This window comes from Tatumella sp. JGM94 (genome assembly GCF_018257595.1).
In the GTDB taxonomy this organism is placed as follows: Bacteria; Pseudomonadota; Gammaproteobacteria; order Enterobacterales; family Enterobacteriaceae; genus Tatumella; species Tatumella punctata.
Genome location: NZ_JAERJN010000006.1, coordinates 154,578 through 173,692, shown reverse-complemented (window position 1 = coordinate 173,692; position 19,115 = coordinate 154,578). Strand labels below are relative to the sequence as shown.

General features: G+C 51.6%; 15 protein-coding genes. 1 reads left to right on the top strand and 14 read right to left on the bottom strand.

The genetic code is table 11. The annotated features are described in order from the left end of the window. Positions 1–91: 91 nt before the first annotated feature. The 7 genes from JK216_RS06570 to cmoM all read right to left on the bottom strand — a co-directional run bounded on the left by JK216_RS06570 (position 92) and on the right by cmoM (position 10,703). Positions 92–721 carry an MBL fold metallo-hydrolase gene (locus JK216_RS06570; RefSeq protein ID WP_212706795.1) on the bottom strand — a complete coding sequence of 210 codons (630 nt, stop codon included), beginning with the start codon at positions 719–721 and terminating at the stop codon, positions 92–94. Between the two features lie 35 nt (positions 722–756). After that, entirely contained in the window at positions 757–1,308 is a 552-nt protein-coding gene (locus JK216_RS06565; protein ID WP_212706683.1) for a YcbK family protein, read from the bottom strand. 176 nt (positions 1,309–1,484) lie between these two features. Further along, positions 1,485–3,281, bottom strand: a complete 1,797-nt coding sequence (gene ldtD, locus JK216_RS06560) for a L,D-transpeptidase (protein WP_249212914.1) — start codon at positions 3,279–3,281, stop codon at positions 1,485–1,487. A gap of 160 nt (positions 3,282–3,441) precedes the next feature. Further along, entirely contained in the window at positions 3,442–7,893 is a 4,452-nt protein-coding gene (mukB, locus tag JK216_RS06555; RefSeq protein WP_212711129.1) for a chromosome partition protein MukB, read from the bottom strand. After that, a complete protein-coding gene (gene mukE / locus JK216_RS06550) occupies positions 7,890–8,618 on the bottom strand; it encodes a chromosome partition protein MukE (protein ID WP_212706685.1) in 729 nt (242 codons plus the stop codon). The genes mukB and mukE overlap by 4 nt, the downstream gene beginning before the upstream one ends. Continuing rightward, on the bottom strand, positions 8,599–9,921 hold the full coding sequence (gene mukF, locus JK216_RS06545) for a chromosome partition protein MukF (protein WP_212709922.1): 1,323 nt from the start codon (positions 9,919–9,921) through the stop codon (positions 8,599–8,601). The genes mukE and mukF overlap by 20 nt, the downstream gene beginning before the upstream one ends. Next, positions 9,918–10,703: a tRNA uridine 5-oxyacetic acid(34) methyltransferase CmoM gene (gene cmoM / locus JK216_RS06540; protein WP_212711128.1), complete on the bottom strand. Its 786-nt coding sequence runs from the start codon at positions 10,701–10,703 to the stop codon at positions 9,918–9,920. Before cmoM ends, mukF begins: the two co-directional genes overlap by 4 nt. Positions 10,704–10,826: 123 nt before the next feature. Between cmoM and elyC the strand changes: the two genes are divergently transcribed. Then, on the top strand, positions 10,827–11,582 hold the full coding sequence (gene elyC / locus JK216_RS06535) for an envelope biogenesis factor ElyC (RefSeq protein WP_212706688.1): 756 nt from the start codon (positions 10,827–10,829) through the stop codon (positions 11,580–11,582). Positions 11,583–11,585: 3 nt separating this feature from the next. Here elyC and JK216_RS06530 read toward each other — a convergent pair whose 3' ends face one another. The 7 genes from JK216_RS06530 to ihfB form a co-directional block, all read right to left on the bottom strand. Next, entirely contained in the window at positions 11,586–12,482 is an 897-nt protein-coding gene (locus JK216_RS06530; RefSeq protein ID WP_212711127.1) for a phosphotransferase, read from the bottom strand. A gap of 42 nt (positions 12,483–12,524) precedes the next feature. Then, a complete protein-coding gene (gene kdsB / locus JK216_RS06525; RefSeq protein ID WP_212706690.1) occupies positions 12,525–13,271 on the bottom strand; it encodes a 3-deoxy-manno-octulosonate cytidylyltransferase in 747 nt (248 codons plus the stop codon). After that, positions 13,268–13,450 carry a Trm112 family protein gene (locus tag JK216_RS06520; RefSeq protein ID WP_212706691.1) on the bottom strand — a complete coding sequence of 61 codons (183 nt, stop codon included), beginning with the start codon at positions 13,448–13,450 and terminating at the stop codon, positions 13,268–13,270. The genes kdsB and JK216_RS06520 overlap by 4 nt, the downstream gene beginning before the upstream one ends. 138 nt (positions 13,451–13,588) lie before the next feature. After that, positions 13,589–14,572, bottom strand: coding sequence for a tetraacyldisaccharide 4'-kinase (gene lpxK, locus JK216_RS06515; RefSeq protein WP_212709919.1), 984 nt, complete (start codon positions 14,570–14,572; stop codon positions 13,589–13,591). After that, the gene (msbA, locus tag JK216_RS06510; protein ID WP_212706693.1) at positions 14,569–16,317 is read right to left on the bottom strand and encodes a lipid A ABC transporter ATP-binding protein/permease MsbA; all 1,749 of its coding nucleotides are present in this window, start codon (positions 16,315–16,317) and stop codon (positions 14,569–14,571) included. The genes lpxK and msbA overlap by 4 nt, the downstream gene beginning before the upstream one ends. A gap of 34 nt (positions 16,318–16,351) precedes the next feature. After that, the gene (locus tag JK216_RS06505) at positions 16,352–18,604 is read right to left on the bottom strand and encodes a DNA internalization-related competence protein ComEC/Rec2 (RefSeq protein ID WP_212711126.1); all 2,253 of its coding nucleotides are present in this window, start codon (positions 18,602–18,604) and stop codon (positions 16,352–16,354) included. A gap of 212 nt (positions 18,605–18,816) precedes the next feature. Next, a complete protein-coding gene (ihfB, locus tag JK216_RS06500) occupies positions 18,817–19,101 on the bottom strand; it encodes an integration host factor subunit beta (protein WP_038019815.1) in 285 nt (94 codons plus the stop codon). Positions 19,102–19,115: the final 14 nt, after the last annotated feature.

The window sequence follows — 19,115 nt, the reverse complement described above, 5'->3', positions numbered from 1 at the left end:
TGGCATATGGATACCGGGATAATGACTACTTCTTCCTGAAGATAAAAGCAGCGTTCCCCGGTAAAACGCGATGAACCTTTTTTATATCTGTTCAGCGGAGAAACGGATTGGTCTGACGCTCATCTCCGAGGGTGGAGAGAGGACCATGCCCGGGGATAAAGGTCACGTCATCCCCTAATGGCAGTAAAGTCGATACTATCGAATGGATTAACTGCTGATGGTCGCCCTGAGGGAAATCTGAACGCCCGACACCACCTTTAAAGATCACATCACCGGAAATCAGTAGCCGGCTGCTGCGCTCAAAAAAGACAATATGCCCCGGCGTGTGTCCCGGGCAATGAAATACTTCCAGAGATAATTCACCGAGAGGCACCTCCTGGCCCTGCTCCAGCCATTTATCAGGCTGTAACGGCGCACAATAAGGGAACCCGAACATCTGGCTTTGCTGTGGCAGAGCATCCAGTAAGAATTTGTCACGGATCTGGGGGCCAGTCAGCGGTATCTGATAACGGGCGGCTAGTTCCGCTGCCGCTCCGACATGGTCCAGGTGCCCGTGGGTAAGCAGGATCTTCGACGGCGTACGTCCAAGGGAGTTCAGGGTCTGAACGATAATTTCAGCATCACCGCCCGGATCGACTATCGCCGTCTCTCCGCTCGCTTCGCACCAGATAACAGAGCAGTTCTGGGAAAAAGCCGTCACCGGAATAAGATGGTAGCGCAGTTGACTCAATGAAATAACCTCAATAAAACAAAAAACTAAGACCAGTGCCTGACGGGCCCGGTATCAATATGGACAAAATTACTCTTCGGATAATACCCGACCCCTCCGGCACGGATTTTCAGGGCCGCGGCACGGATGTTTGCTAATTGTACCCCTTCAATATGGAAATCCATGGCTTGTCCAAGGGTATGGTAACTGTGCTTCGCCACTCCGCTGCTGCTGGCACGTAAGCGGTTGTTTGTCGCCAGGGACCGGTAACCGGAAATCAGCTGCACGGGTTTGCGGGTGCCAAGCATGACCTGCAGCCGGTAAAGCTGGTCAAACAGATGTGGATCGATTGGCTTAATCTGGTTTACGCGGTAATCACGAAAAAAGTGATTCAGCCGGACCAGTTCACTTTTATTGTAACTTTTACCGTTAAAAAATTCTGTTTTCAGGGTTTCGCCGGTATGCATATTACTCAGAGTAAGTATACGCGGACGTGATGCAGATACGGAGGCCTCAGCCATCCCCGGGAGTACCAGTAAGCCGGCGGTAGCTCCGCCTAACAACAACAGTTTTCGACGCTGGGAATCAAATTTATCCATGAACACATATAACCTGAATAACGGAGGGACAAAAAACAGACAAAAAGCACGATAACCAGATGATCCGGCTGCGTCAAGCCGGTTATCTGCAATAAATGCGCAGTTTCCGCGATAAAAAAATAAAACAGCAATCAGCCATATAGCAAGGTTCGGTAAAAGCTGTTTTCGTTCAGAGACTAAAGAATAAATTTACCGGCATTACTGAGACTGCTTTGTCCATTACGGGCCAGATTATCGTAACTGTAAATATCGGTACGAAATGCCGGCTGACCGTTCCCCCCCACCCAGGCAGTCAGATAATAGAGATTGACAGGAATGCGGTGGCGGATAGCAACAAACCGCGTATCGCCCTGCTGTATCGCCCCGGCAATCCGGCGACTGTCCCAGCCAACGTTTTGCAGCAGTAAACCTGCCAGTTCAGACGCTTTATTTACCCTGACACACCCGGAGCTCAGGGCACGAATATCACTCCGGAACAGAGTATGGTTCGGGGTATCATGCAGGTAAATGGCATCAGAGCTGGGCATATTGAATTTGTAACGCCCCAGGGCACTTTGCGGCCCCGCAGACTGACGAACCCTGTACGGGAACGTGGCCGGATTAACCGCAGCCCAGTTGATAGTATCCGGATTGATGACACTGGCATCTGCCGTCCAGCCGGAGAACAGTGTAAATCCGTGTTTTGAAAGGTACGAAGGGTCACTTTTCGCTTTCGGGACAATATCGTCTCTTACCAGACTGGTCGGCACGTTCCAGGGCGGATTCAGGACGACATTATTCAGCGCACTCCTCATCAGTGGTGTCTTTCTGTCCGGTCGTCCGACAATCACCCTCGAGTGCAGAATCGTTTTACCGTCCTGATAAAAATTCATCGAGAAGTCAGGGATATTCACCATAATGCCATTATGCATATCGTCCGGCAGTAAACGCAGACGCTGCATATTCAGTGCCAGTAATCCGGCACGCATCCCCGGACTGACATTCAGCCATTCACGGGTACGGGCACCAATCACACCATCGGCGGCCAGCCCCTGCCACTGCTGAAAGCGTTTCACAGCGTCGACCAGCTCAGGACTATACAGAGTCTGCGGATCCACTGGCATGACGGCCGGGGAAGACTCTGTCAGGTTACTGTTGGCCGGTAACCCTTGTCCGCCCGCGGCGGAAGGTTGGGTGGCTGCCGTCGGTGTTCCGCTGTCCGTCGCTGCCGGAGAGACACTGACCACCGGAACCGGAGTATTTTCGTTCAGCATTCCGCTGCGGATCAAAATCGCACGCAGTTCCGGTATCTCCGGACGACTTTCCCCCGGCCTTATCGACCCGCGTCCGGACATATGTGGCCACGGCCTGTTGTCAGCCAGCAGCTTTTTCAGTGCTGCCTGCATAGGCAGATACTGCGGATGTTGCGGTGCCAGGCCGTTAATAAAGGCAACTTCACGGTGACTGTTCAAAGATGCCTGCCAGAGGGCAATCTGTCCGGCGGAAGGCGCGGTCATTGCATAGGGCGTATTACCGTATAGCCAGCTTTCGCCTTTTAAAGGCGCCTGCGCCGCAAACTGCAAATAACCCAGCATGGCATCGGATAATATAATATCCCGTTTCATTCCGGTGATGTCGCTGCGTGATAGTACGCGGATCCATTCCCCGAATTGTGGCTGGACCCCGGACAACGCAACCTCAGCTAATTGCTGTTCAAATTTGTCAGTGGCCAGAGTATCCTGCCACACAGGTTGCATATGGCGGGCCTGGTAAAGGGCCGACAGTTCGGATAAGTATCTGGGATGCACTCCGGCAGGTAATGAACTGATCACCGTACGAAAATTGACAGTCTCAGGATGAACACGGACCTGCTGTTCCGCGGCGTCTCCGCGATTGTTAATCTGTGCCGCAAGCAATGATGATACGGGCATCAGTGCCAGTGGCAGCCCGCACAATATTATTACCGGCCTGAACATACGACCTTTTTTTAACATCCCTGCCCCCTTATATCTTACCGTAAGCAACAGCACTCGTTCAGACATTACGTTTTCGGATTAATACATCCAGTGTAAACAATAAAACGGCATTTGCTGAAAAACAAATGCCGTTTTATGTTATTTAATTTGTACCCTGAAATAGGTCAGAAAGATAAAGTTATTCTTCTGCTGCTTCTGACGGCGGTGTTGTTAGCGACGGCTCCGGACTAAATCCACGTAAACCAACCACATGCACATGCTCCGTATTATTAATCACCTTACGGACCAGTTTATAGGTGGTGCCTTTCTCCGGACTGATATTTTCCGGTGCCGCAATCACCAGTTGCATATCCAGTCGCTCGCACAATTCAAATAATGTCGCGATCGAACGGCCATCAAGCCGTGCTGCTTCATCAAGGAACAGTAACCGGCAAGGAGAGATATCTTTGCCCCGCAGGCGGCGTGATTCTTCTTCCCAGCTTTGTACCACCATCACCAGAATAGACATGCCGGTACCAATCGCTTCCCCGGTGGACAGGGCACCACTTTCCGCACGCAGCCAGCCTTCAGAACCACGGTTTACTTCAACTTCCATTTCCAGATAGTTACGGTAATCCAGCAGTTCTTCACCAATCACCTGCGGCGTGCGCTGTCCGAGATCGATATGCGGATTCAGACGCTGGTACAATTTTGCCATCGCTTCCGAAAAGGTCAGACGCTGGCTGTTAAACAGATCCTGATGCTGATCGTGATCACGGGCGAGGGTCTCAAGTAACACAGAATGTGCTTCACGGACGTTCACGTTAAGACGCACGCTGTTGACCTGTCCGAAACTCACCGCCTGCAACCCCTGGTTAAGCTGACGAATACGGTTCTGCTCACGCTGTATTGTTTTACGGATAATATTTGCCGCACTGCGGGAGCTGATTGCCAGATTTTGTTCACGGGCAGTCAGTTCTTCGGTCAGCCGGTTGAGTTCAATTTCCATCTGTTCGATAGCTTCAACCGGATCATCAGTACGGATAATGTCCTGACGGATACGTTCACGCAGGTGCTGATAGACCGCGATAAAGAAACGAATCTTACGTTCCGGATACTTTGGATCTTCCGATAACCGCAGTACATCCCGCAGATGTTCATTATCAGCAACCGCAAGACGCAGCGCACCGAGAGCTTTATCCGACATGGAACGCAGTTCATCTCCGCCCAGATAGGCCAGTTCACGGCGATGCAAACGACGCTCAATGCCGTTATCTTTCACCAGCCGCATCACTGTGCACCAGCCCGCTTTGGCTCTGACCACCTGACTACGGCTTTGGGCATACTCCCGTTCCAGTTTACGCAGCCGTTTTTGCAGGCTATCCATTTCCGCTTCACAGAATGTAATCTGTTTTTCAAGCTGATTACGTCGCGCACGGTTGTGGCTGAGCTGATTATGCAGTTCATCACGGCGTAACCGGGCCCGTTCTTCCGCACTGGTATCCGCAGCCACGCCGATATCCTGCATTTCCTGATGCAATTCCCGGAGCATATCTTTCCTGGCATCATAAGAACTTTTCAGGGATGCCAGTACCCGCGAATACTGCGTCAGCATTGACTGATGTTCCCGTAACCGCTCTCTGGCCTGCGAGCGTTCACCCTCTGCCTGTTCGAGCTGTTTGCGCAGTTTATTACTCAGGTCACTGTTACCGTTCAGCATACTGCCTGAATCTGTATAGCTGAAATGGGCGCGGCGCTGTAAGACCTCGGTCAGTGCAAAGGACTGCTGACGGTATTCGCGCTGCTTCTGCTGTGCCGTCTGGTAGTCAGTCTGCAGCTGAGCATGCTGCTGCGGATCGCTTTGCAGTACTGATAACATGCTTTCCAGCTTGCTGATTTTACTGCCATGCTGGTGCAGATAGCGGGAAGCTTCCTGAGCTTCTTCGACCTGCTCGCGGATCTCTTCACAACGATCGGCCAGGGTATCATCCTGCAACAGGCTTACCCGTGGTAACAGACGGTTGAGCCGGGCTACGCCCTCTTTCGCCAATTCATACTGCTGGCGCTGCTGCTGTGTTTCATTCTCGTGCTGGCTGAGTGCGCGTTCTATCTCCACCCGCTGATTATTCAGTTCACGAATTTGCGCTTCAGGATCCTGTTCGAATGCAATCGCCAGATGACTGCCGATAAAACGACTGAATGACTGGTGCAGACGCTGGGTTTTCTGTACATCAAATGACAAGGTCGCGTAAGTTTCAGCCAGTTTATCACGCTGATTATGCAGTAATTCCAGCTGGTTCTCCCGCGCAGCACGGCCGAATAACGGGACTTTCGGAAAACGTGAATAACGCCACTGGCGATCCGCCACTTTAACAATAACTGCGCCTTCCAGCTCATCGGCACTGAATACACTGTCATCAAATGACTGAGGATCCCCTTCGATCAGGTAGAGATCTTCCGGACAATCTTCCAGCCCGGAGAGCTGCTGCTGGATCAGGCTTAAATCCGGGACCACGATCGCATGACGTGAAGGGCCATACAATGCAGAGAAATACGGAGCATCATCCAGGGTGACATCATCATATATTTCAGACAGCAATACCCCGCCAAAGCGCTCTGCCAGCTGGTTCAGACGGCTGTCTTCAGAGCCGCCGGGCTGGCTGAGACGTTCAATCTGCTGTTCTGCTTCGCGTTTTTGCGCTGCAACCGCATCACGTTCGACGGTGGTTTCACGTTCCAGCTCCAGCAACTGCTGCATATAACCCGTCACCTGCTGGCTGTTGGTTAATGCCTGCCCGGTCTGCTCGCTCAGCTGAGTCAGGATCTCCTGGGCAGCCAGCCAATGGGGGGCTTTGCTGGTCAGACCGGTGATTTTTTCACGGATCTGTGCCAGGGTCTGACGCAGGGTTAAACGCTGCTCTCCGGCATTTGCCACCACATCAGCCAGCAACTCAATCTGTGCTTCCAGCTCGCGGTGCAGTTCTTCCAGGCTATCAGCATCATAGTGCTGCCCCTGCGTTTTACAGAATTCGGCCAGCAGACGTTCAGCCTCGTGTTGTTCACGTAAACGCTGCTCCAGCTCAGCCAGACGTAAACGCAAAGACGATAACTGATCAGCATAATGCCGCTGGTTTGCGGCGTCACGTACGATTTCCCGGCCGGTCTGCCAGGCATCATGACGGCTGACAGGGCCGGAAATGCGGGTGACCAGTTCCAGGGCCTGTTCAAACTGGCTGTGTGCTGCTTCGGCGACACTGAGTTTCTGCTCTAATGCCAGTAACTGGCCGGTTGCTTCTTCTTCTCTGGCACTAAAACGTTCCTGCCATTGTTCGGCACTGTCCAGGGATAAATCGGGGATCTGGCACAGTTCCCGCGCCCGTTGCAGGGCCTGTATCGCCTGCTGATACTGGATAGCACGGGTTTGCTGAACATCCAGCGCCTGCTGGAAATCAGCCAGCTGATTTTTCAGTTCATCAACTTCAAGCTCCGCAGCTTCAGCACGTTGCTGATTGTCTTCATTAATTTCTTCGGCTTCAGCAACCACTTCCTGCTGTTCTTCCAGCCGGTAAGTCAGCTCATCAAGCTCACCTTCATAACGCTCAATTTTTTCCTGCTGCCGGACGGCCGTCTGCACCAGGTTAAGGTGATCACTGGCAGCCTGATAGTCAGACTCCAGAGAACCTTCAGCGGCAGAATGCTCTGCCAGTTCGCGGGCCATTTCGACATGACGATACTGGTCAGCTGCCAGTGTTTTACGACCGGTAAACAGTTCATTACGCAGTAACAAAGCACCGTCCAGATGCGTCCGGCGCTCATTCGCATGTCGCATATAATCCGCAGCCACATAATCTGTGGCTTCGGTGATCAGGTGCTTAAACAGGTTTCGGTCTGACTGGGTCACCCGGATAGCTTCCAGCGTCATCCGGTTTTCACGCAGTGCGGCTTCCATATCCTGGAATGCTTTACGTACCCCGCCATTTTCCGGCAACAGATAATCACGTAATGATCGGGTAATCGCGCTGGAGATCCCGCCATATAACGACGCTTCAATCAGCCGGTAATATTTGCTGCGGTCACCCTGAGTACGCAGCCGGCGCGCAACAATACCCTGTTCAAACATCATACTGTGATAGTCAGTCACAGAGCTATACTGGCGGAAGGTCACACCCTCAACGCCTTCCAGCCGCTCTTTTACTTCATTTAATGGCAGGACTTTAGCCTGACGGCTGTTCACAATTTCTGTCAGCAGTTCGGTCGGGCTGGTTGCCTCCGGCAGTTCATGAATACTGAACGGCTTGATATCAACTTTCTTATCACGTCCGGAAATTTGTTGTAAACGCACGCCAGCCACAGAGCGCTGGCCACGGGAGTTCACAACATCAAGTACCGCATAACACACACCGGCGCGCAGTTTTCCGTGTAGCCCTTTATCCCGTGAACCACTGGTGGCTCCGGCTTCGGTTGTATTTCTGAAATGGAGTAATGTCAGGTCAGGAATCAGTGCTGTGATAAATGCCGCCATCGTGGTCGACTTACCGGCACCATTGCCTCCGGACAGGGTGGTCACCATATCATCGAGATCAAAGGTACGGGCAAAGAAGCCATTCCAGTTGATTAATGTCAGGGATCGAAACTTTCCGCGTTCAATCATTCTTCGTCATCCTCCCCGTTTGCTGCAACGTCATCACTGCGCTGATCATTTTCTGCTGCTGCACGATTCTCTGTCTCCCCGGACGCCAGTGCCACGCCTTCACCGTCACGGATTAAACGCAACTGGGCTTCACGTGGTTCATCACCACTGCGGACTTCAGCACCGAAACGGAATACGGATTCCATAATGCGGAATTTGCTGCTGTCATTACTGATAAACCATACCATGCCCAGCCGGCGCAGCCGGTTCAGTGAAGCCCGTACTTTTTCCTGCAATTTTGTACGGTCAAAGTCGGAGCCGGTTGAACGCTGATTCACAAAACGCAGTAGTTTATTTTCATCTGCCAGAGACATCAGTTCGTCATACAATTCCTGCTGGGTGAAGATACCTTCATTCGCCAGCCGTTCCGGACTGAGATAGAGGTAACAGAGAATTTTTCCTACCATCATATCCAGCTCTGACATTACCGACCGGGCGATCAGCGTTGTGGAGCGCGGACGCAGATAGAAAAAACCTTCCGGCGCGCGGATTAATTCAACGTGATAACGGGAATAAAACTCTTCCAGTTCGGTCTGAAAATCCATTAAAAAGGCATGATTGTCTAATTCTTCAAAACCGATATGCCGGCCGGCCCTTAACTGACTGTCCAGCGCCGGAAAAATCGGATTAGCCAGTGCCTGTGCCAGCTTAACCGGCATCACTTGTTCAATATTTGTCAATGACATGTGCCTGCACCTTGGCTCCGTAATCATTTATAGTTTGCCACTCAGCAGGCAGCCCTGCTAAATCAGCTTCAGAAACACCCAGACGTACTGCCTGATCGATAACAATCCGCGCTAAATCGAAATGCCGTGCACGCGGATACTGTGCCAGATATTCACGCATGACATCGGCCAGGTTCAGTGGTATTGCCTGTTGTTTATAAACCCGTAACGCTTCTTCAATCATGGCGGCCAGTTGCTCACGGATTTCGTTAAATTCCTCAAACTCCAGTTCTGCCGGTAATTCCCCGGTCACTTCTTCATTACGCAGAGTCAGTTCATCTTCGCGGGTATCAAACAGACGTTCGGCATTGGCGTAAGTCAGCGCCCAGGGGTTTTCGAAGTAATTCTGTACCGACTGACGTAACCGCTGAGCAAATACACGGTTTTTGTCCATATCAATCGCGGTACGGATAAATTTATGTACATGGCGATCGTAGCCAATCCACAGGTCAATTGCCTGCTGACCCCAGCTGGTGATCCTGTCCAGTTTGCTTTGCAGATCAAACACCAGCTTATCCACAAAACCCAAATCAGGGCTGTTAAGCGTGGCATCCTGAATCCGCATCAGGTTAGCCTGTAATTTATCCCCCGCCGCTTCCAGGGTATCCTGTAATTCACGCAGAATACCGGAAGTCTCAGACAGTAATAACTCACAACTTGAAATGGCTGCGCGCCAGTCTTTATTTAACAATGCAGCGATATCATCTTTGACACCCTGCTGTTGTTCATCCATTGAGCGCTGTGTGAGATCGATACTGTCGAAAATTTCTGCTACCGAATATTTTAATGGCGCAAACACGTTACGATGCCAGTGGAATTCATCGCCGTCTTCTTCTGCCGCCTCTGCCGCCCGCTTCAGCTCACTGGCTACAATAGATAACTGCATGGATAAGCGCAGGGTAGAAAATTCACGCTGACGAATATAATAATCCGTAATACCAATTCCCAGCGGGGTCAGCCGGTAAATCGCATGTCCGTCAGCCTGTTCACTGGTAAAGCGGTTAAGTAATCGCTGTCTTACCATATCATTGATGGCGTTGTTCGCCCTGGCCTGGACGGTTTCACTGGTTTGTTCAAAGGCTTTGCTGACATGACGAAACCCGTCAGTCAGTTCTCCTTCACTCAGCTCACCGTCCATTCTTTCGCCATTCAGCGTCGCAATAGCCAGCAGGAAAGCCAGACGCTCCGTGGGCAGCGAAATAGAAAAATCGCTGGTACGGGCCCAGGAAACCAGCTCCGGGATCGTCTGGGAGAAATCACTCATAATTGATCCTTCTGCAGAGGTTTACGCGCAGTCACATGAATATAACGGCCCAGACTTAAGAAAGGTTCCTGACGACTGAATCGCCGCTCCATTTCCAGAATACCGTCAAAGCCATTGGCACTCGGGGGCATATCACGGATAAAATCACTGAACACACGGATCCCTGCCCGTTGCTCGATGATAAACCCGCATTCGGTTAACCAGCCATAGACCTGCTGAGGGTCGCGGGGATAGTCCGGTGACAGGGTTTTCTTCTTCCGTTTTTTCATATCCGCCCGCAGGTAACCAAAATTACCCAGTGTCAGGTTCTGCATCGTCAGTCCGTGAAGATTATAAAACATTAGCGATAATACCCCGCCGGGGGTTAACGCTTCAAATAATGCCTTCAGCGCCAGTTCAGGTTCAGCGATCCATTCCAGCACGGCATGGAACAATACCAGATCCGCAGGCTGATCCAAATGGTCTGTAATATCCTGCACCCGCATTTGCTTAAAAACCATATTCCCGCTGGCACCGGTCGCCAGGGCATGTTCTTCAGCACGCCGCAGCATTTCTGCTGAGACATCCCCGAGTAATACCTGATGGCCACACAACGCCAGTCCGCTGGATATCTGACCGATACCGCCACCGGCATCAATTATTGATAAGGGCCGTTGTGGCAGTGCAGATAATATATCTTCAAGTTCATCCCGGAGAATTGCCTGACGAATTTGACCTTTCGCGGTACCGTAAATATTCTGAGCAAATTTTTCTGCAAGATCATCAAAATTACGATCCTTCATGGCAAAGCTCCGGTTAGGTGATGGCGCAAATATGCTATTTTGTCACAGCTCTTGCAAGAATGTAGCTTTCATCCCTGAGATTACGATCGGCTGCTGTTTTTTCAGACAAAACTGGTGAGATTTATGCTTTTTATGGTTAAAAAAATGATAGGCGCAGTGCTGTCTCCGCTGCCGTTAATCATTATTTTTATGGCATCGGGACTTATTTTGCTCTGGTTCAGCCGCTGGCAGAAATCCGGCAAAATTATGCTTTCGGTCAGCTGGCTGGTTTTACTGCTGTTAAGCCTGCAACCGGTGGCCGATCGTTTACTGGCCCCTCTGGAAAATCACTATCCCACCTGGCAAGGTGAGCGTCCGGTCGATTATATCGTGGTACTGGGGGGCGGCTATACCTATGACCCTCACTGGGCGCCGGGGTCTAATCTGGTGGGTAACAGTCTGCCAAGGGTGGCAGAAGGTGTCAGACAATGGCGATTAAGCCCCGCGGCTAAGATGATTTTTACCGGTGCAAGAGCCGGCGATAACCCGCGCAGTAACGCCAGTGTTGCCGCAGAAGTTGCTGTCTCACTTGGCGTCCCCGCCACTGATATTATTCAGCTCGATACTCCCAGAGATACGGCCGAAGAAGCCGCCGCCGTAAAAAATATCGTCGGCCGGCACTCTCTGCTGCTGGTGACATCTGCCAATCATCTGCCCAGAGCGATGATCTTCTTCCAGCGTCAGGGGCTGCACCCCTGGCCGGCACCGGCAAACCAGCTGGCGATCTCCGGCCCGTTAACTTTCCTGGAAAGGATAACGCCTGCTGCCATCTGGTTATCTCACAGCGAACGGGCCTGGTATGAAACACTGGGGCAACTGTGGCAAAAAATCAGCAGCTGAAGCTTATTCAGCAAGCCACGGAAGCAGTTGCCTCCTGGCTTCAGCAAAGTCCTGTGCTGAAAATGGCTGGTTACAGACAACCTGCTCTGCCTGATACCATAGGCGGTATAACGGGCAACGCCAGATAAAGCCTTCGTCCAGCGGGTGTCTGTGCCGGTATTTAAGAATAATCGCTTGTCCGACAGGTTCATTCCATAAACGGAATAGTTCAAATTCCGCCGGTGCCCAGAGTATACGGCCGGGCTGAACCATCGCCAGCAGACTTTCCGTATGAGGGTCTTTGATAATATTGCTGAGCTCAAGGTTACCGTGCAGCATAACATTCGGCTGACTCAGATCAGCAAACAGCTGCTGATAGTTACGCTGGGTCAGTGACAGAAATTGCAGGTCTGCAGCAGAGAGGGCTGTTTGTTTTTTTTGCCTGAGCAGAGACCACAGAACCGTGGTGTACTGCCTGTACCAGTCCGGCCAGCTGAGTGACTGACAGCTGTCAATATAACCACTCATATTATCTGCTGACTGACTGTGCCAGCTGCCCAGCCCGTCTGCAATCTGTTGTGCCAGCCGTTCCTGAGCACCAGGAGAACGGGCCGGCGCTGCGGCAGAAATTCCTCCCAGCCTTTCCACCAGCAATAATTCATGAAAGGGTAACCGGTCACTGAATACAACACCGTAGACGGCAGGTACAGGGACCGACCCGTGCTGTCGTAATAACATCAGTTTTCTGGCCTGTTGTTCCGCGAGGCCGGGTTGCGAAAAATCACGCACCACCATCGGCATCGCCTGACCGGACCGGTCATAAAGTGCATACAGGCAGGAGTGAGGCTGACAGTTAAGGGGTTCTATCCGGCCGACAGACTCCCCGAGGATAAGACTGAGCTCTGATTTTAATCGTTCCATCTTCCCTCCTGATACCTCGCTGTATCAGCTGCCGGGCGGTCATCAGCTCAGGATGTCGCGCACACGTTGCAGATCCGCAAGTGTATCAACCCCGACACTCGGCGTTTCCAGGGCCACATCGACATGAATTTTTTCGCCGTACCACAGAACCCGTAACTGCTCCAGCAGCTCTGTCTGTTCCAGGGCGCAGGGCTCCCAGCGGATATAACGACGGATAAATCCTGCCCGGTACGCATAAATGCCGATATGTCTGAGTAGCGTATCTCCGGCCTGTTCGCGGGATTCGGCATAACGCTGGCGATCCCACGGAATAGTCGCCCTGGAGAAATATAAGGCGTATCCCTGATGATCAGTGACAACTTTAACCGCATTAGGATTAAACGCCTCTTCTGCATCAGTGATCGGTACAGCCAGCGTTGCCATTCCGGAGGTTGCGTTCGCCAGATTACCGGCAACCTGACGGATGATCGCCGGCGGAATCAGTGGTTCATCACCCTGAACATTTACAATAATCGTGTCGTCAGGGAAGTTATATTTCTCAATAACTTCAGCCAGTCGTTCAGTACCGGAATGGTGGTCTTCGCGTGTCATACAGACCTCCCCGCCGGCAGCCGTGACTGCGGCTGCCACTTCAGAATGATCCGTAGCAACGATAACCCGTGATGCTCCTGAGGCCGCGGCTTGCTGCAACACACGAACAACCATCGGTAATCCGTTAATATCCATTAATGGCTTACCGGGCAGACGGGTAGATGCAAAACGCGCAGGGATGATGACCACAAAACTCATGACAGTTTCTCTTCCGCGGTCAGCGTCCTGGCTTCATTTTCCAGTAAAACCGGAATGCCATCACGCACAGGGTAAGCTAATCCGTCGGCTTTACAGGTCAGTTCCTGAAGTTTCTGATTATAATGCAACTTACCATTACAGACAGGGCATGCCACTATTTCAAGTAAACGATGATCCATATTTCCTCCATCAGGGTGCAGAGCGTTAGCATATCACAGCCGCCCGGAGAGGAGACATTGTTTGTCACCCGCAGAAAGCATCAGAGGCCATAAAATGGCCTCTGACAGAAGAAAGACAAAACAGAAAAAGTGCAGCCGTCAGCGCGGCGACACCCGGCTGAGGATATTGTCCAGCAAAGGGCCGACAGCTGTCCCGCAGAGCCGGGCACTTACGGGTAAATACCACCAGTTTTCTCTGGCAAAAGTACGACATTTTACGGCGTCTTTTTCGGTCATCAGTAATTGCTGATCACCGGTCAGCAACTGTTCCACTTCATCAGCACTGTAAGCATGATGGTCAGAAAAAGCGATTTCGGCCTGCGGGACTAGTCCCTGTTCCCTGAGGGTGTTAAAGAAACGGGGCGGATGGCCGATACCTGCCATAGCGATAACATTTCTTAGCTCAGACAACTTACGGGTTTCACCGCTCAGTAAATTAACCGCATCTCCGGCCGCAAGGTGCATACTGATTTCACTTTCCCCGGCAGTCCCCCCATTAATCACTACCGCATCAACGTCACTTAATCTTGAGCTTCGTTCACGCATCGGACCGGCAGGCAGCCACCAGCCATTGCCAAACCGGCGGACTCCGTCAACCACCACAATTTCAATATCCCGTTGCAGTGCGTAATGCTGTAACCCGTCATCCGTCACGATAACATCAATAGTATACGACTGCAGGACGGCTGAAACCGCGTCTGCACGTACCGGTGCAACCGCGACCGGCACTCCGGTACGCTGATAGATCAGTACCGGTTCGTCGCCGGCTTCCCCGGTGGTGGTTTTATCATTAAGCAGCAGTGGATAACGGTCGGCTTTTCCGCCATAACCCCGTGATACCACTGCCGGACGTAACCCCCTGGCCAGCAACTGTTCCACCAGCCAGATCACCACCGGGGTTTTACCGTTTCCGCCGGCAGTCAGGTTACCGACCACCACCACAGGCACCGGTGCCCGCCAGCTTTTGCGCCAGCCTTTACGGTAACTTAACCGTAACAGCGTAGTGACTGCGCCGTACAGCAGAGAAAAGGGCAGCAGTAAGCGCCACCACCCTGACTGACCACTCCACAGCCGCTCAATCATTTGCCAAACTGCATTTTATGAAGTTGCGCGTAAACACCCCGCTGCTCCAGCAGGTCGGTGTGTGAACCACGTTCAATAATTCTGCCGTCTTCCACCACCACGATTTCATCGGCTTTTTCGATGGTCGACAGACGGTGAGCAATCACCAGCGAGGTACGGTTTTTTTGCAATTCATCCAGCGCTGACTGGATTGCCCGTTCAGATTCGGTATCCAGTGCTGAGGTAGCTTCGTCCAGAATCAGTACCGGACAATCACGTAACAATGCCCGCGCGATGGCAATACGCTGACGCTGACCACCGGATAACAGTACACCATTCTCACCAATCACCGTATCAAGACCATTATCCATTTTTCCGATAAAGTCCATGGCGTGGGCCATAGTGGCAGCCCGTTCTATTTCTTCACGGCTGAATTCTGATTCCCGGGCATAGGCGATATTATTCGCGATAGTATCATTGAATAAATGCACATTCTGAGAAACCAGCCCGACCTGATTACGTAAGGAATGCAGGGTGTATTCCCGCAGGTCATGACCATCCAGCGTAATCTGGCCGGACTGAATATCGTAAAAACGGGTCAGTAAACTGGCGATTGTTGACTTACCTGACCCCGAACGTCCGACTAAAGCAACGGTTTTTCCTTCCGGCAGGGTCATGGAAATATCGTGTAAAGCCGGGGTGTCACGGCCGGGATAGCTGAATGTGACATTACGGAACTCAATATCACCACGGGCACGCTCCAGTACTTTAGTCCCCGTATCCACTTCCTGTTCGGAGTCAAGGATAGTGAACAGGGTCTGACAGGCCGCCATACCACGCTGGAACTGTGCGTTAACGTTGGTCAGTGATTTCAACGGACGCATTAAGGCAATCATCGAGGAAAAAACTACGGTAATTGTACCTGCAGTCAGGGTATCCATCACCTCCGGGAAGCTGGCAGCATAGAGCACAAAAGCCAGTGCCAGTGAAGCAATCAACTGAATAATAGGGTCAGAGATTGACGATGCTGACACCAGCTTCATCCCCTGCTGACGCATACGGTTACTGACCACATCAAAACGTTTGGTTTCCACCTGCTGTCCGCCAAAAATAAGGACTTCTTTATGGCCTTTCAGCATTTGCTCTGCGCTGGTAGTCACTTGTCCCATGGTGTTCTGCATGGATTTACTGATACCACGGAAACGCTTAGATACCATACGGATAGCGACAGAGACGATCGGGGCTAACACAATCAGAATTAACGATAACTGCCAGCTGTAGTAAAACATCATAATAAACAGGCCAATGATGGATGCACCTTCTCTGACCACTGTTACCAGGGCACTGGATGACGAAGAGGCTACCTGCTCAGAATCATAAGTAATACGCGACAATAATGTGCCGGTCGACTGTTGATCAAAGAAGGCAACCGGCATGCCCATCATATGGGAAAATAAACGACGGCGCATGGTCATAACAACATGACCGGACACCCACGAAATACAGTAACTTGAGACATAACTGGTCACACCACGGATCAGCATCAGACCCATTACCGCTAATGGCATCCATATCAGCACTGATTTATCGGCTTTTCCGAAACCATCATCAAGTAAGGGTTTTAGTAACGATAACATCAGGGTATCGCCTGCGGCATTCAGTACCAGAGCAACCGCCGCCACCACTAATCCCGCCTTGTGCGGAGTAATCATTGGCCATAGTCGACGGAATGTCTGCCACGTTGAGAGATCTTTATCTGGATGCATTATTTCTTCACGTTGTTTGGGATTACGGCTTATTCTACCTGGATTCGGCTTTTACGCCAAACCACTGATGATACCAGCGCCGGGAAATTTGTTCGCGCATTTCTAAAACCTGATAACTGTCCTTATAAATACGCAGGGAAATTTGTCCCGAGACAGCAGTATCAAGCCAGCGAAACCCCGCATCACGATAGCGTTTGATCACCGCTGGGGATGGCATCTTCCAGTTGTTATAACGGGCCAGCGAGGCCATTGCCAGCTGACCATTGACCCGCCGTAATAATACCGGGGCAGACGAAGTATTACTGCCGTGATGAGGCACCTGGATAAATGTAGAGCGTAACTGTTCCTTTTCCAGCCTGACAAGTTCGCGCTCCGCGCGCCGTTCGAGGTCACCCGTCAGCAATAAACTAAACTTACCATCACTGACTCTGATCACACAGGAGTCGTCATTCTGACCGCTGACCCTGCTCTGCGGGGGCCACAGCACACTAAACGTCAGCTTTTTCCACTGCCATTGCTCACCACGAAAACAGGATAAATCTGCGGGCCGGGCCAGCGCAGTGCGCAGCGGTATAGCGGGCCAGCGGTTGCTGATACTCCCCTGACCGCCATAATGATCGAGATGGCGGTGGCTGATAATCACCTCCTGCGGCATTAACTGTCGCTGCTGTAACCAGGGGATAATAATTCTCTGTCCGGTATCCCCTTGCTGCCAGCGATTGCCGGTGTCATAAATAACTGCCTCTTTCCCCTGACTGATCACTATCGCCAGACCATGTCCGACATCCAGCATATCTGCACGCCATTGCTCCCCCGCGGAAGAATAACGCCATAATAAACAACTCAGTAATACAGCGCCGCCTGAGCCGGAAAAATACCGGCCAAAGCCGGCACGAAAAAATAGCAGCCCTCCCCAGGCAATGGTCGCCCACAAAAAGAAATCGCTGACCGGAAACCAGCTGGCAGGTTGCGCTTCAAGTACCGTGACCATCAGCACCACGGATTTGTCTGCCAGCATCCAGAATACAGGAGAGAGCCCTGTGGGTGTCAGCAGAAGCGCTATGCCTGCCAGGGGTAATGTCAGTAATGACACGACAGGAATAGCAATCATATTGGCCGGTAACGCAGCCAGACTGACTCCGTTGAATAACAGTGCCTGCAAGGGCAGCATTAATAGCATCATTCCCAGTTGTAAATGCAATAACCGTAACCAGAACCAGCGGACTGGACGCGAAAGATAGCGGGGTAAAGAAAACCACCGATACCAGATCAGCAGCATCAATACCGCCAGCATAGATAGCCAGAAACTGTCGGAAAGGATCAGTACAGGATCGCTGATCAGTAAGCCTGCCGCACAACTGATCCACACCTGCCAGCTATTCAGATTGAAACGGTAATTCCGGATAAACATCCACAGTGTAAGGGCCAGCATCGCCCGTAATGCCGGTGCCAGACCTCCGGAGATCCAGGTATAGAGTGCCGCTAATAGCCACCCTGCCACCTGTGGAAATTGCGGGCTGATATAACGCTCCGATAGCCATTTCTGCATACTGCGGGCCAGCCACCAGCCAAAGCTACCCGCCAGACCAATATGCATGCCGGAAATCGCCATCAGATGCGCCACCCCTGTTTCGCGGAACAACTGATTAGTTCGCTGAGGGATATTGTCACGCAGGCCAAATAAAAGCGCCTGAAGTACCCCCTGACTGGCTACTGATGACATATCTTCTCTGGCCTGGTTAATCACCCGGGATCTCAGGCTGCAACTCAGATTCTGCGGTTTTTTAGCCAGTACTTTTCCCTGTAACGGCCAGTAATTTGCCAGCGCATAACGTTGCTGATCATATCCCCCTTCATTTAACTGACTATGCACTGGCCGCAGCCTGAGACGCATCTCCCAGCGTTGTCCCGGGCAAAACTCAGTCACTGTATCACCTGCGGTCAGCCAGGCAGAGAGTGCCGGGAAACGCAGTCGCCCTTCCGCCTGATGTATCTGTACCCGGATCCGTTTGCGGCCGATTTCGGTTGCTGCGACTGTGACCACCGCATTCAGCGGACGGCGAGTCAGTTGTTCCACTTCACGTAATTGCTGAGACGCCACCAGCACGCCCCAGCTGAATATCAGGCCAGACCAGGCGATAGCCCATAACCAGGCGTTATCAGCCTGTAGTATGATCAGAGCAATGACGGCAATAAGGACCAGTACTGGCGGTGCCGGTAATACGGGCAAAAACAGCAGCGGTATCAGGCTGACGGTGGTTATCCAGGCAAAAATAATCAGGTTCACAAGTGTCTCCCGTTTATCAGGAGAAAATAATCATCGTTTGATTTTGTTACTGATACACGGGGGATGAATAATTGCGACAAAAGACGCAAGGTGAAAACAAGTAGGTGATGAGAGGGAGGAGATTCAGCGGCGCGGGTCGTACACTGTTACGGGCAAAAAAAACGGTACCCTGAGGTACCGTTTTTAGCATCCAATGAGTTCAGGCTCAGACATTATTCACTAATGTTTGCACGATCTCGTAGCTCTTTTCCTGGTTTAAAGTGGGGAACGTATTTACCTTCCAGTTCCACTTTGTCACCCGTTTTCGGGTTACGGCCAGTACGGGGAGCACGATAGTGCAGAGAGAAACTGCCGAATCCCCGGATTTCGATACGCTCACCCTGTGCCAGGGTCGATGCCATATGTTCAAGCATCTCTTTTACAGCATCTTCAACAGCCTTAGCCGGAATATGTGTTTGCTGGCTGGCAAGGCGTTCGATCAACTCTGACTTAGTCATGAATCCTCCGGTTA